Genomic DNA, 13,831 nt, shown 5'->3' with positions numbered 1-13,831 from the left:
ATCATTATAATTATGAGTTATATACCATGTATTTATGTTTAGCAAACACTTAATTTATGACTTTAAAAAACGATTACAAAACTATTTTTTTCTCACTTTTGGGAATATTTATTTTTTCCTGTATCAATGCTATAAATTTTTATAATTTTAAAATCTTTTTACTGCTAAATAAAAATCTAGGCGGAGAACAAATAAATCACATCAATCAAACTAAATTTATAGGTTCGATAATCGCAGGCTTTGCCTTAACACAGTTAATTAATAAGTTAAGTAATCAAAAAATTATTTTAATTAGCTTATCTTTATTAATTATTTGTACAATAAACCTAATTTTATTAAATAATTATACTCTAATTAAAATTAATTTTATTGTAATTAATTTTGGAACATTTGCATATTTCACTTCTATAACATTAGACATTATTGAGAGTAGCAAAGAAAAGAAATATTTTTTTTTAGCTTGTATAATGTTGTTATGGGCGGGTGGAAACTTAATGGTAGATTTATTAAATCCATTTATAACACCGACAAATAATACTATAGTAATTTGTGCATTGTTATATTGTATCAATATACTAACCGAATTTCTGCATTATAATCCTACATCTCATAAATTAAATTTAAATTCCAAATTTTCATCCTTAATAAAAAATGTCGAATTACAATTATTGACAGGCTTCGTAGTTGCTTATGTCACCTTGGATATATTATGGTATTATGAAGCTTTTGCATTAAAGAAAGAATTAGCATTAATTAATTTAAGACTTATACTAAAATATATTTTTCTAGCAATATGTTTTTCTATAATTCCTATATGCTATATATTAAGCAAAGTAAATAAATATTTGGCTAATTTATCACTAACTATAATTCTGCTCGTCTGCTTTATTTTACTACCGCTTCATGGAACTAATAAAAACCTTAATATATTATATATAATACTAATCGGTAGTTGTTTAGGATCCATTTATATTTGCAATATTTTAATACTAATTGATAAATTTAGGGATTACGAACTTAGAACAGCTTTATTTTCGTATTTTTCAATGTGCAGCATCGGTACATATGCCGGAGCTTTATCATCTCATGTACCTTACGGCACTATTAACGGCAGTGATTTCTTATTTTCTGTTTTTGCCGTAGTCGGTAGTTTTGTAGCTTATCATTTTTGGTATTTTATTAAGTATACATTATATAGATTTTAATAAGACTTCTTGCATAACTTGCTAATAAGGAGAAATTTGAAGGAGACACGGAACGCAGAACCGCAGCGTATACGCAAGTAACGTGAGGATTCGAGTACCGGATCGACGTACAAAGTACCTTTATTAGCAAGTTATGCAAGAAGTCTTATACTAAACATAGACGAAGATCAACTTCAAAAAGAGCAAGGAATCCACAAGGTGAGGAGCGGCGCGTATACTTAATAAGTGAATATCGCAACTCTTGTAGGATGACACAGCCAATTTTTGAAGTTCATCGAGTATATGTGTAATATTCTGTAACATAATATAACTTGTGTAATTTGGCATTAAATATTAATATTTAAATATATTTTTACAATGCCTAAAATGCAGCAAAGTACATTATTAAAACCGGTTAGTTGTTACGGAATCGGGGTCCACTCAGGAAAACGTACCCAGTTAACTATAGAACCCGCTAAAGAAAATACCGGAATTATATTCATTAGAACCGATATATCTTCTGAAAATAATTATATTGAAGCTAGCTATTTCAATGTTTCCGATACCTTGTTATCTACCACTATCAGTAATGATCATAAAGTTCAAATTTCAACAATTGAACATTTAATGGCAGCACTTTGGGGATGCAGCATTGATAATGCAATTATTAAAATTGACGGTCCTGAAGTACCAATTATGGACGGCAGTAGTAAACCTTTTGTGTTTATGATTGAGTGTGCAGGAAAAAAATTACAAAATGCTCCTAAAAAATATCTAAAAATTTTAAAAGATATAAAAGTAGTTCATAAAGATTGTGAATTATATTGTACTCCTTCCGATCACATGACTGTAGATTTAACCATTGATTTTAGTAGTAAAGCTATAGGCAGACAAAATCTAAGTTTTAGGGATCAAGAATCTTTTACTAAAAATATTGCGGATGCTAGAACTTTTGGCTTTATAAGAGATGTTGATTATTTGAAAAGCAAAGGGCTTGCCCAAGGTGCCTCATTTGAGAATGCTATAGGAATAGATGAGCAGGATAAAATCTTAAACCCAAACGGCTTACGTTATGAAGATGAATTTGTGCGCCATAAACTATTAGATTTATTCGGTGATTTATATACCAACGGCACTAGCATTGTAAGTGCAATTAAAGGCTACAAAACCAGCCATGCTCTTAATAATGAACTATTGCATAGAATATTTAGCGATACTACCTCTTACAAATTTGTAACTAGCAGTGAGTTATAATAATCATTTCATATTGTTAAATTTCGCTTTCTTTTTTGCATCCTTTTTAATTTTCACTTTTTGTCCTTTTTATTGCAGCATTATTAACTTTATCTTGATCCATAGCTTTAGTTAAAGGATTATATCCTTCGGCTTTACTAGGATTTTCATAAAATGGATTCATTACATTTTTAATATCTTTAACATAGCTCTCTTTGCTATTATCCATTGTTATTTTATTTTCTCTAAAAAATTCTTCTAAACCGTTTCTTTTTATTTCAAAATTAAAACTGCCTATTATTTCTCGAAATTTTTGTATTTTTTGGTCTTTATTCATACTCCAATAATTCTTATCCGTTATTAATTTTTTTAAAGCTAATGTTTGCAATACTTGATTCTTAGTATAATTCTCTAATTGTTCTAAATTTTTATATATAGGAGTATCTTGTTTTTTATATTCTTCATTTATATTTAATTTAAATATTGCTTTTATTTCTATTTTTTCCTTTTCAGTAAGACCGTCGATAATTAATGATGCGGTCGTAACTACACCGTAACCCGTAGCTTTTAATATATCAAGCACATTACCGCTCGCACCTTTAATAATAGAAGCGGCCAAATTTGCGGCTCCACCTAAATTATTGCCAAATATTCGTCCTGTACTTTTCAATTTATTTACATTTAACTCATACTTATCTTGAGTAGCATCCTTACCTGCCGTTTGCGGCGTATATAATTCATTTTTCAAAATATCTTTTAAGCTCGGTTCTAATGATAATATATAATCTTGCTGAATTTTAGCATTTCTGTTATGTACTAATAAATTATTCTCTTTATGAAGTTTACGCAAATCATGCACTTTCAAAGTCTCATTTACAGCTTGAATTCCTACGCTAACTCCTGAAACAACAGCTACAGCTATAATTATCGGTGATATAGGAGTAAAAAGTCCAGAAACTGTAATTGCTATAGAAGCTATGGAAACTGCATAACTTAAACTATTGCTAAATAATATTTTACCGATTTTACTTTGTCTAAAACTAGTCCAATAAGATTTTAACTTATTAAATATTTTTCTAACCCTTGATTTTTTTGACATTTATTTTTCTCTCCAAAGAACAAATATTTTTATAAACTTTTCTTTTATTTATTTAATTAACTTCTCTTACAACTTAAATTATAGTATAAATTCTAATAAAAAAAACAAAATAAATGTCTGGAAAAGAATTAAATAAAATTGTTGCAGCCATCTTATTTGCTAGTTTAATTGCTATGATGGTTGGATTTGTTGCAAATATATTATACAAGCCCACTCTAGAGTTACAACATCGCGGCTACAGCGTTGCGGTTCAAGAATCATCAGAAAATCAAAATACTACCGCACTAGAGCAAGCACCGGTAAATATACCGGAATTAATGAAGACTGCCAACGCCGATAACGGTCGTGAAATAGCCAAGAAATGTTTAATGTGTCATTCTCTTGATAAAGACGGTCCAAATAAACTAGGACCGCATCTTTGGGATGTAGCAGGCAGACCAAAAGCAAGCATAGCAGACTATAAATATTCCCCTGCTCTATCAAAACTTGGCGGCGTATGGGATGATGATAGTTTATTTGCTTTCTTACATAAACCAAGTAGCTATGCACCAGGAACTAAAATGTCCTTTGCCGGTATCTCAAAACCACAAGACATAGCTGACGTAATATTATTTTTAAAAACTTATGTTCATGATAAATAATTATCTCACCGAAATATGGTTAATAATAGGTATAATTTGCATAGTTGTTGAATTCTTTACAGTTCCAAGTATTGGATTCTTATTCTTTGGGCTTGGAGCGTTATCAAACACTCTTGTGGTATATAACTACCCTCTAGTTAGCTTAACAAATCAAATAACATTTTTTGGTATATTATCACTTATTTGGTTTTGCATATTATATTATCCTCTTAAAAAATATGTTTATAATAAAACTGATAAAACAAAAAATTACTCGGATATGATAGGCAAAACGGTAGAGGTTTATAGTGCTACAGTTTCTTCTGATATTATAGGACAAGTAAGATGGTCCGGTGCTATTATGAATGCTTACCTTGTTCCAAATGAAATCGATGCAAAAACAGGCAACCGACTTTTTATTATCGAAGTTAAAGGGAATGTACTAATTTGTTCTAGAGAAAAACCTAATAATAATTCTTAGCAAAATATTTCTAAATGACATTGCCCGCGTAAATACAAGTCCTCATTGCAAGTAGGTATTGTTGCGTGGATCATTTTATGTCATTCCCACGGAAGCGGGAATGACACTAAATGCATTTTCCAGTCCAACGCAGGCAGCCTCTCTAAATATTCTCTTTAAACCAATCAAAAGCTTTTTTAAAGAAGCTACTATTTGCATCAAGTCTAATATGAGCAAATTCTTGTTGCTGTTTTAGAGCATGAATTTTTAGCATTCCTATAGTTGCTGAATACATAGCCGGATTATAGTCTTCTATAAAACCGGCAATAATCTCCGGTTTACCGATTCTACTCTGTTTTTCAAAAATTTTATTTGAAAACTCTTTAAGTCCTCTAAGCTGAGACCCGCCGCCGGTAATTACAACTCTAAAAACTTCAACCTGCCCTTTTGTTGCTTTATCATATTCGGCTTTTACCATTGATAATATTTCTTCGGCTCTTGCTCTTATTACCTCAGCCAATTTATAAATTGTTACGGAAGTATTTAAAGTATGATGAGTATCAACCTGAAAATCCTCCGTATTTATAATACTATCTTTCTCAAATAAAGGTATCATTGCATTACCGTATAAAATTTTTAATTTCTCTGCCGTAACAAGATCAATACCAAAGACTTTAGCAATATCCGAGCTAATATGAAAACTACCTATATTTACATGCCCCGTATATATTAATTTACCGGCAAAAAAAATGCCGAAAGAGGTAGTTTTATCCCCCATGTCGATGATAAGCGAACCTAGATTTTTTTCATCATTCGTAAGACAGCTAATAGCAGAAGCATAAATTGCTAGAGTAATATTTGTGACTTCAACATGACATTTAGCGAAGCATTGTACAATATTTGATAACATATTTGAACTAGCAGCAATAATATGTAATTCACAACTAAGTTCTCTACCGTACATACCTATAGGATTCTCGACTGAATTATTATCAAGGGTAAATTCAAGAGGAAAATAATGGATAATTTCTTGGTTTTTAACTTTAAATTCAAGTAATGCTTTTTGTAGTAACTTTTTAATATCCTGCTGCGTTACGGTTTGTCCGTTAACTTTAATGGTATAATTAATATAATAAGATTTAGTGTCGGCACCTGATAACGATAATATAACTTTTTTTATATTTTTACCGCAATCTTTTTCAAGTGCGTAAATTGCTGAAACAATGCTAGTTTCAGCATTTTTTAAATCTGATATAACTCCTGATTTAATACCTTTAGAATGATGCAAATTTTGGCTAGCTACTTTAATTTCACCTTTTTTACTAATATAGGCAGCAATTACGGCAATCTTACTACTACCTAAATCAAGTGTAACAAAATTTGATATTTTCTCTTTCATTTTTTTATGCTTGTTATTCCAAAAACGTCATTGCGCGAAGAATTACAAAGTAATGAGACGAAGCAAGCTCAGGATGCTTGACAAGAGTACCAAGTCGAAACTACGTTTCTCTTCGCAATGACGATTCTCAGTACTTCTCTATATAATACTTATTCTTATCCCTTAAATCCAAAACCTTATAATTTTGGTTAAATAGCTTATTAGCTTTATTTAGTGCATCGACATATTTTAATGCTTCTTCAAACTCTTTTTCAGGTAACTTAATACTTATATTACCTTTAAGATTTAAATCCCACCTTCTATCTCCGAGTCTTACAGCAGCTGAAGTTTTATTCATTAATGCCGGATATTTCTGCAGCTCTAATACTAATGTACCTGCATAGATATTCGCCCCTTCCCCTACAACATGTAATAAATGAGGAAAAGGTTGAATATTTTTACTAATTTCGTAACCTTCTTCATCGACTAAGAAAAGCTGATTATTAATTTGCCAAATAGCAATAGGTTCTCTTTCAAATAATTTTATATATACCGTATTTGGTAATCTTCTACTGACATATACTTCCTTGATCCATTTATTTTTCTTTAAATTATTTCTAATTTCGTCTAATTTAAGAGCAAAAATAGGACTGTCCTTATTCGCATTTAAAACCTTTAATATTGTAGGCTCATCGACATTTTGCTGTCCTTCAATGATAACATTCTCAAGTTTAAACCCAAGTTTTGTTGTTGTTTGGTATATATTTGTTGTTAAGTAGGTTTTTATGCCGGCAAAATATTTTGTAAAAACAAATAGACATACAAAGATAATTAAAGCAATCTTAAGCCCTAATATTGCTTTTTTGTAAATTAGTCCTAATTTTCGGCGTAATGAGATATTATTAGTTTTTTTTGTTTGTTTTTTTTTATTGGAGCTTGTTTTTTTTCTCATGATTCAAAGCTTGCCGTCTTTATAATTTCTTCAATTAAGTTAGTAAAATTTATCCCTGCATAAGCTGCAATTTCCGGCACTATTGATAAAGGCATCATACCTGGGTGAGTATTTATCTCCAAAGCATATAACTTGTTTGTCTGCTCTTCTAAAATAAACTCTGCTCTAGCAGGACCTTTACAATTCATTGTTTTATAAATTTTTTCTGATTCTATAAGTAATTTCTCATATAAATTAGCAGGTAGCGGAGCAGGACAAAGATGATCAGCAAATCCTTCGGTATATTTAGTTTCATAATCATAGAAACGATTCTTTAGTAATTTAATCTCTAAAGCTCCAAGAGCTTTGCCGTTTAATACCGCTACTTGCAATTCTCGCCCTTGCCCTTTTATATATTGTTCTATTATTACCTGATCACCGTAAGGAAAATCATAATCGGCAAAGTTAAAATCGTCTTCTGCAAATATCACCTCAACACCAATACTTGAACCTTGCGCAAGAGGCTTAATAACGTACGGTCGTTTCATAGGATCATTTTTTATATTATCGCTTTTATTTACAACAATGCTTTCTGCCATATTAATATTATTCGTTAAAAACCAGATCCTAGAATGTATTTTATTGAATGCTAAAGCTGAAGATAACACGCCGCTATGAGTATAAGGAATCCGCATTATATTAAGTAATCCTGGTAAACAACCGTCTTCACCATATGTACCGTGCAGGCAATTAAAAACGATATCAGGTTTTATTTCTTGTAATCTAACTGCAATATCCGCTCCCATATCAATAAAGGTAACTCTATATCCTAATTCAATTAAAGCTTTACTAACTCCTTCGCTTGACACTAACGATACTTCACGCTCAGCAGACATACCGCCTGCCATTAATGCTATATGCTTTTTACCGGTACTACTTAATATTTTGACTATAGAGTGTTCTACCCAATGTGTTTGATATTTATGCACGTTTTTTCCTTTCTTATTAAATCCATTGTAATTCCTAACTAAAAGCGGCCTTGTTGCATAGCTCGAAAAACCTACTCGATGTCATCCCCGCGTAGGCGGGGATCCAGCAAAATAACTTCAATATTGATATAGAAGTTACATATTATAAAATAAACATATAAAAAACTTGTTTTTTATATGTTTTACTGGATTCCCGCCTTCGCGGGCATGACATAAAACTAGCTGCAACAACGCCATTTTTCATTAGGGATGACGTCCGATTCTCTTAATCTCCCACTCTAACTTAACCCCGCTATCTTCACATACTTTCTGCCGGACGAAATCACCTAAATCTTCTAAATCCTTAGCGGTAGCATCACCATTATTTATCATAAAATTACAATGAAGTTCTGACATCGAAGCACCACCTATTCTATAGCCTCTAAGCCCCGCTTTGTCAATAAGTTCCCAAGATTTATGCCCTTCAGGATTTGCAAAAGTACTACCGCCCGTACGCTCTTTAATAGGCTGTGTAGATGATCTTGCGTTGTTTATTTCATTCATCCGTAATAATATATTTTCACTATCGCCTTTATTTATTTTAAAAACAACTTTGAGAATAATTAAATTCTTTGGTAAATTATTACTGCGATATTTAAAACCGATTGCTTCATTTGTGAATGTTAAAAAGTTTCCTGCAAAGTCAATCGCTTCAATCTGCACTACAATATCTTTAAATTCAGAGCCGTAAGCACCGGCATTCATAGCAACACCGCCGCCGATAGTCCCTGGAATACCTACTAAAAACTCAAAACCGGAAATAGCATTTGCTTGACAAAATTTTGCTAAATTATAATTAAGGCAGCTGCTACCTACTATTAAATGATTATCTATAAACTCAATATTGCTAAAATTCTGACCAAGTTTTATAACGACCCCTTCTATGCCGCCGTCTCTTATAATAATATTTGAGCCTGCTCCAAAAGTCTTTATAGGTAATTTTTGCTTATTTTGTATTAAGAAACTTTTTAAATCTTCGCTATCTAAAGGTTTAAAGAAAATTTCAGCATTACCGCCTACTTTAAACCATGTTAAGTGTTTTAAATTATAATCTTTTTTATACTCGCCTTTTACTATCGGTAAAATTAACATATTTAGTCCTGCTATTCGCTTTACTGTTATCTTCACTCTTTTGTCCCCTAGTTCGCTTGACCCTATGTTATACGAACAGATGTCATTCCCGCAAAAGCGGGAATCCAGAAAAAAAAATGATCAAAACAAAGAAAATTATATACTAAATTTTTATATAATTTATTTAAAAAACTGGATTCCCGCTTTTGCGGGAATGACATAAGAGCTATGCAACAATACCAGTCAAACCACGGTATGACAGCTAAAGCCACTGGATGACAATCTCCCATCTAATTCATTAGCAAAACTTGAAATATTACCTGCTCCCATCATAATTATCATATCACCAGAAGCTGCATTATCTATAATAACTCCAACCGCATCATCTAGCTCTGCTAGAAAATTTGCTTTATCGTGATGTTTACGCTTAGTAATCTTATCAACTAAACTTCGTCCTGTAATTCCTTCTATAGGGTTTTCACCTGCAGCATATATATCGGTAATATAGAGTATATCGGCATCAGCAAAGCAAAGCATAAAATCATCAAATAAATACTGCATTCTTGAATATCTGTGAGGCTGAAAAATAGCAATAACTTTACCGTTTTGTTTATTTGCTATATTTTTAGCCGTCGCAAGCGTTGCTTTGATTTCCTCAGGGTGATGAGCGTAATCATCGATAATTGAAGCGTTATTATATTCAGCTACTTTAGTAAATCTCCTCTTCACTCCTTTAAAATTATTAAAACCGTTTTTAATAGCTTTAATACCGAAATCTAATTCTATCCCAACGGCAATTGCAGCAAGACTATTTAAAATATTATGTCTTCCGGGCGTTGGAATAGTAATTTTTTCAATAATCGTTGTACCTAGTACATTTGGTAGACTAATTTTTACGTCAAAAGTAGAGGAGGCAATATCAGTGTTAATATTAAACGCTATAATATGAGCATCTTCCGAATCGATGCCATAAGTAACAATCTTCCTTTCAGTAATCTCGTCTACTAACTTACGCACTATTTTATGATCGATACAACAAACGGCAAAACCGTAAAACGGCAAATTAGTAATAAAGCTTCTAAAAGCACCAATTAATGTTTCAAAATCTCTATAATAATCTAAATGTTCAGGATCAATGTTAGTTATTATCGCAATAGTTGATGGAATATGAATAAACGTCGCATCCGATTCATCGGCCTCCGCAATTAAATAATTACTTGAACCAAGATATGCATTAGTCAATTTATTATTGATGATCCCACCGTTAATAACCGTAGGACATAAACCAGCTGCCTCAAATAAACAAGCAACTAAAGAAGTAGTAGTGGTTTTACCGTGCGATCCCGAAACTGCTACTGAACATTTTAATCTCATAAGTTCAGCAAGCATGTCCGCACGTCTAATAATTGGAATTTTACGCTCCAAAGCTTCTTTTATTTCAGGATTCTTTGGATTAATTGCCGATGAAATAACAACATACGACACATTGGTAATGTTCTGCTCGGCGTGTCCTAAAAATATTTTAATGCCGTATGACTCAAGCCTTTTAGTATTATAATTTTCTACTAAATCGGAACCTTGTACTTTATAACCTAGATTATATAATATCTCGGCAATACCGCTCATGCCAACGCCGCCGATACCTATAAAATGTATAGTTTCTAAGGTTTGATTAGTTTTTTTTAATTCAAGTAACAGCATTTAAGTTTAATCATTTAAAATTGAGTTCTGCATATAGGTTTTAAGTAACATTGTCAAGCACTAACTGTGTCATACCGCGACTTGATCGCGGTATCCAGTTTAAAATATTAAAATCATTGATATTAAAAGTTATTTTTATGGATACCGTGGTCAAATCACGGCATGACATCGGAGTCTTTTTCAAGAGCCATGCAACAAAACCGGTTCAGTATGACAATCATTAAACCTCATCCACCCTATCAAATTTTGCTTCGGAATAGAAGTTTCCTTGTAGCCCACCGACTTTTAGATCAATTAAAAATTTAGCTATTTCTCCGTTTTCTACAAATTCAGCTACCGTTTCAATACCTAAATCTTCTGAAATTTTAATTAATCTTTCTACGAAATACCTACTTTGTACATCACTTGTAATACTACGCACATATTTACCGTCAATTTTGATAATATCAATTGGTAAGCTTTGAAGTTGTTTAAAAGAAGTAAAACCCGCACCAAAATCGTCTAATGCAAATTTACATCCGTACTTACGTAGTTTATTAATAAATAAAGTTATTTTATCGTAATGCTGATTGAAAGAAGTTTCCGTAATTTCAATAATTAAACGATCCCGAACATTATGAGCTTTTAATAAGTTTTCTGCTATTTCCCATAAAGCTTCATCGCCTGTTCCTATATTTGAAATATTAACGGCTAACATTAAGTTTGGGTTGCGGGCAAGTTCATTAACAGTCATTTCTAAAACAATTTGATCAATTATAAAAATTAATCCTTTATTTTCAGCAATAGGGATTATAGGACCTACGGAAATATAAACACCGTTCTCGTCAGGTATACGAAGCAGACATTCATAATAATGAATCTTCATAGTATTACGATCTATTATAGGCTGATAAGCAAATCGCATAGTCTTTTTTGCTAAGGCTTGTCGTAGTAAGTTAAGCTGAAGATTAGATTTTCTTATATTTTCCAAATCATGTTCTGTACTGCTATATTCACGGTAATAATAATTATTATTTTGTGAAAGTAACATATTTAATGTTTTTTCAATTTCTTTAGCATTATTACTTACTTTTTTTGGAAATTTAATACTAGCAATATAACAATTCATATAAATTGCCGGCTTCTGTTCATTAATATAAAGCTGCAAAAATAAATATAATTTTCTAGCAAAATTTTTAATTAAGTCAGAATCAATAGTATTTAGGATAAATAATATTCTATCTTTCTTTATTTTCTTAAACTTTGAAAAAATATTAAGTTCTTTGCTTACATCTTCAATGATTTGATCTAAATCTTCAATTATAAAATGCTTACCCTGCTCTATAAATTCTATTTCATCATAATTAACTAACCTACAAGCAAAACATACGCCTTTTTCCAATTTATCTATCGCATCTTGTAAATCTTTATAATTCGTTCTTAATTCCGACATTGCCATGTGTATCATAAAATTATATACTTAAGAATATTAGGACATTTTTACTGTAAATGAAATAAAAATATGAACCGCATAGAAAGGATACAAGAAAAATTAAGTGTGTTAAAACCACATTTTCAAGAAATAATAGATGAAAGCTATAAACATGCTAGTCATTATAACGGAATTCACAGCCATATAAAAATAAGAATTTCTGCAGAAACATTGCAGGGGAAAAGCCTAATTGCCAATCATCGCACGATTAATAACTTACTTGCCGATGAATTTAATAGCGGCTTGCATGCTTTATCGATAGAGGTACTATGAAAACAAATAATATTTTAAAAGTAGCCGTTGGAGCTAGCAGCGTAGCACAAAAAGCCTTAAATAGTATAACGGATAAAAGCTGTGGCATAATTGAGGATAAAATACTTAAAGGTAATTACGTCACTCGCGAAGAATTTGAAAAATTACAAACTTTAGTAATAAAACTCAAGAAAGAATTAGCAGAGTTAAAGAGCAAATAATTAATCAAACTGTAATAGTTGAGATTATATCTTACATTTAGTAAAATAAATTAATTATTAAATGGAGATGAAAAATGAACTTAAATCAAAAAATAATAAAGCCAAAAATAGGGTTACTAGAACTAGCTAAGAGTCTTGGTAGCATATCATCAGCATGTAAAGCGATGGGCTATAGTAGAGATAGTTATTACAGATTTAAAGCACTGTATGAAACTGGTGGCGAAGAGGCATTATATGAAATTAGTCGAAGAAAGCCAATAATAGCGAATAGAGTTGATCCAGCGATAGAGAAAGCAGTAATGGATATGGCAATAGAATATCCAGCATATGGTCAGCTAAGAGTATCAAATGAGCTTAAGAAGAGCGGTATACTTGTATCGCCTGGAGGAGTGCGATCAATTTGGTTACGTAATGATTTAAACAATATCAGTAAAAGGCTTAAAGCATTAGAAGCAAAGATGGCTCAGGATGGTATTGTTCTTACTGAATCTCAATTACAAGTGCTAGAGGAGCGTCGTAATGAAAGAGAAGCTCATGGAGAAACTGAGACGCAGCATCCAGGTTATCTAGGATGTCAGGATACGTATTATGTAGGTAATTTCAAAGGTATAGGTAAGGTTTATTCTCAGGTATTTATTGATAGCTATACTAGGGTAGCTGATGCTAAACTATATACTGATAAAACAGCTTTAACTGCTGCTGATATGCTTAATGACCGCGTGTTACCATGGTACGAGACCCAAGGGATACCAATACTTCGTATTCTTACAGATCGTGGGTCAGAATATAAGGGGAATATAGAGCATCATGCTTTTGAGTTGTTTCTAAGTATCGAAGGTATAGAGCATACTACAACTAAGACATATTCTCCCCAAACAAATGGTATGTGTGAGCGTTTTAATAAAACCATGAAACAAGAATTCTTTTATACAGCTATGCGGAAAAAGATTTATACAGATCTTGATGATTTACAATTAGATCTTGATATTTGGTTAGAGCATTTCAATAATGAGCGACCACATTCAGGAAAATATTGTTATGGAAAAACTCCTATGCAAACTTTTAAGGATAGTAGAAAATTAGCTGTTGAAAAGAATAATGAAATCTTGTATCTTGAATACGTCTCTGACAGTCAAAATGTAACTGACAATCAGGTGCAAAATTTATAGTGTCTGTAAGATC

The 13,831-nt window shown here is 31.6% G+C and carries 14 protein-coding genes and 2 pseudogenes; 8 read left to right on the top strand and 8 right to left on the bottom strand.

Annotated features, from left to right (window positions below; translation table 11 throughout):
• Positions 1 to 56: 56 nt before the first annotated feature.
• From RPR_RS02245 to lpxC, 3 genes and pseudogenes are all read left to right on the top strand, one after another.
• On the top strand, positions 57 to 1,205 hold the full coding sequence (locus RPR_RS02245; protein ID WP_012736556.1) for an MFS transporter: 1,149 nt from the start codon (positions 57 to 59) through the stop codon (positions 1,203 to 1,205).
• 20 nt (positions 1,206 to 1,225) lie between these two features.
• Positions 1,226 to 1,340 (top strand): annotated as a pseudogene (locus RPR_RS09870) (palindromic element RPE1 domain-containing protein); the annotation flags it as partial.
• Positions 1,341 to 1,571: 231 nt separating this feature from the next.
• A complete protein-coding gene (gene lpxC / locus RPR_RS02235) occupies positions 1,572 to 2,438 on the top strand; it encodes a UDP-3-O-acyl-N-acetylglucosamine deacetylase (RefSeq protein WP_012719516.1) in 867 nt (288 codons plus the stop codon).
• A gap of 8 nt (positions 2,439 to 2,446) precedes the next feature.
• On the opposite strand, the pseudogene RPR_RS02230 reads toward lpxC, so the two are convergent.
• A pseudogene (locus tag RPR_RS02230) lies at positions 2,447 to 3,516 on the bottom strand (hypothetical protein).
• Between the two features lie 113 nt (positions 3,517 to 3,629).
• Here RPR_RS02230 and RPR_RS02225 point away from each other — a divergent pair.
• Together RPR_RS02225 and RPR_RS02220 are read left to right on the top strand one after the other, a co-directional pair.
• On the top strand, positions 3,630 to 4,157 hold the full coding sequence (locus RPR_RS02225) for a c-type cytochrome (protein WP_012736554.1): 528 nt from the start codon (positions 3,630 to 3,632) through the stop codon (positions 4,155 to 4,157).
• A complete protein-coding gene (locus RPR_RS02220) occupies positions 4,141 to 4,617 on the top strand; it encodes an NfeD family protein (protein WP_085065625.1) in 477 nt (158 codons plus the stop codon). Before RPR_RS02225 ends, RPR_RS02220 begins: the two co-directional genes overlap by 17 nt.
• A 142-nt stretch (positions 4,618 to 4,759) precedes the next feature.
• On the opposite strand, the gene ftsA is transcribed toward RPR_RS02220, so the two are convergent.
• The 7 genes from ftsA to RPR_RS02190 form a co-directional block, all read right to left on the bottom strand.
• Complete coding sequence (gene ftsA / locus RPR_RS02215) at positions 4,760 to 5,995, bottom strand: cell division protein FtsA (RefSeq protein ID WP_012736552.1); 1,236 nt, start codon at positions 5,993 to 5,995, stop codon at positions 4,760 to 4,762.
• Between the two features lie 127 nt (positions 5,996 to 6,122).
• On the bottom strand, positions 6,123 to 6,926 hold the full coding sequence (locus RPR_RS02210) for a cell division protein FtsQ/DivIB (protein ID WP_012736551.1): 804 nt from the start codon (positions 6,924 to 6,926) through the stop codon (positions 6,123 to 6,125).
• A complete protein-coding gene (locus RPR_RS02205; RefSeq protein ID WP_012736550.1) occupies positions 6,923 to 7,894 on the bottom strand; it encodes a D-alanine--D-alanine ligase in 972 nt (323 codons plus the stop codon). Before RPR_RS02205 ends, RPR_RS02210 begins: the two co-directional genes overlap by 4 nt.
• 243 nt (positions 7,895 to 8,137) lie before the next feature.
• Entirely contained in the window at positions 8,138 to 9,025 is an 888-nt protein-coding gene (murB, locus tag RPR_RS02200; protein ID WP_012736549.1) for a UDP-N-acetylmuramate dehydrogenase, read from the bottom strand.
• Between the two features lie 222 nt (positions 9,026 to 9,247).
• Complete coding sequence (gene murC / locus RPR_RS02195) at positions 9,248 to 10,705, bottom strand: UDP-N-acetylmuramate--L-alanine ligase (RefSeq protein ID WP_012736548.1); 1,458 nt, start codon at positions 10,703 to 10,705, stop codon at positions 9,248 to 9,250.
• A 40-nt stretch (positions 10,706 to 10,745) separates the two neighbouring features.
• Positions 10,746 to 10,874: a hypothetical protein gene (locus tag RPR_RS09440; RefSeq protein ID WP_266105322.1), complete on the bottom strand. Its 129-nt coding sequence runs from the start codon at positions 10,872 to 10,874 to the stop codon at positions 10,746 to 10,748.
• A 51-nt stretch (positions 10,875 to 10,925) separates the two neighbouring features.
• Positions 10,926 to 12,152 carry an EAL domain-containing protein gene (locus RPR_RS02190; protein ID WP_085065624.1) on the bottom strand — a complete coding sequence of 409 codons (1,227 nt, stop codon included), beginning with the start codon at positions 12,150 to 12,152 and terminating at the stop codon, positions 10,926 to 10,928.
• 54 nt (positions 12,153 to 12,206) lie between these two features.
• Between RPR_RS02190 and RPR_RS02185 the strand changes: the two genes are divergently transcribed.
• From RPR_RS02185 to RPR_RS02175, 3 genes are all read left to right on the top strand, one after another.
• Positions 12,207 to 12,449, top strand: a complete 243-nt coding sequence (locus tag RPR_RS02185) for a BolA family protein (protein WP_012736546.1) — start codon at positions 12,207 to 12,209, stop codon at positions 12,447 to 12,449.
• Entirely contained in the window at positions 12,446 to 12,649 is a 204-nt protein-coding gene (locus RPR_RS02180; RefSeq protein WP_004996338.1) for a hypothetical protein, read from the top strand. Before RPR_RS02185 ends, RPR_RS02180 begins: the two co-directional genes overlap by 4 nt.
• Before the next feature lie 74 nt (positions 12,650 to 12,723).
• Positions 12,724 to 13,818, top strand: a complete 1,095-nt coding sequence (locus RPR_RS02175; RefSeq protein ID WP_012736545.1) for an IS481-like element ISRpe1 family transposase — start codon at positions 12,724 to 12,726, stop codon at positions 13,816 to 13,818.
• Positions 13,819 to 13,831 lie beyond the last annotated feature (13 nt).

It is taken from the genome of Rickettsia peacockii str. Rustic, assembly GCF_000021525.1.
GTDB lineage: Bacteria > Pseudomonadota > Alphaproteobacteria > Rickettsiales > Rickettsiaceae > Rickettsia > Rickettsia rickettsii.
The sequence above is the reverse complement of the archived record's forward strand: the minus strand, read 5'-3'. Positions and strand labels throughout refer to the sequence as shown.

Coding starts and splice junctions, on each gene's coding strand:
- RPR_RS02185 (WP_012736546.1), top strand. CDS start 12,207: ATGAACCGCATAGAAAGGATACAAGAAAAATTAAGTGTGTTAAAACCA.
- RPR_RS02175 (WP_012736545.1), top strand. CDS start 12,724: ATGAACTTAAATCAAAAAATAATAAAGCCAAAAATAGGGTTACTAGAA.
- RPR_RS09440 (WP_266105322.1), bottom strand. CDS start 10,874: ATGTCATGCCGTGATTTGACCACGGTATCCATAAAAATAACTTTTAAT.
- ftsA (WP_012736552.1), bottom strand. CDS start 5,995: ATGAAAGAGAAAATATCAAATTTTGTTACACTTGATTTAGGTAGTAGT.
- RPR_RS02210 (WP_012736551.1), bottom strand. CDS start 6,926: ATGAGAAAAAAAACAAGCTCCAATAAAAAAAAACAAACAAAAAAAACT.
- RPR_RS02180 (WP_004996338.1), top strand. CDS start 12,446: ATGAAAACAAATAATATTTTAAAAGTAGCCGTTGGAGCTAGCAGCGTA.
- lpxC (WP_012719516.1), top strand. CDS start 1,572: ATGCAGCAAAGTACATTATTAAAACCGGTTAGTTGTTACGGAATCGGG.
- RPR_RS02225 (WP_012736554.1), top strand. CDS start 3,630: ATGTCTGGAAAAGAATTAAATAAAATTGTTGCAGCCATCTTATTTGCT.
- murC (WP_012736548.1), bottom strand. CDS start 10,705: ATGCTGTTACTTGAATTAAAAAAAACTAATCAAACCTTAGAAACTATA.
- RPR_RS02245 (WP_012736556.1), top strand. CDS start 57: ATGACTTTAAAAAACGATTACAAAACTATTTTTTTCTCACTTTTGGGA.
- murB (WP_012736549.1), bottom strand. CDS start 9,025: ATGTTAATTTTACCGATAGTAAAAGGCGAGTATAAAAAAGATTATAAT.
- RPR_RS02190 (WP_085065624.1), bottom strand. CDS start 12,152: ATGATACACATGGCAATGTCGGAATTAAGAACGAATTATAAAGATTTA.
- RPR_RS02220 (WP_085065625.1), top strand. CDS start 4,141: ATGTTCATGATAAATAATTATCTCACCGAAATATGGTTAATAATAGGT.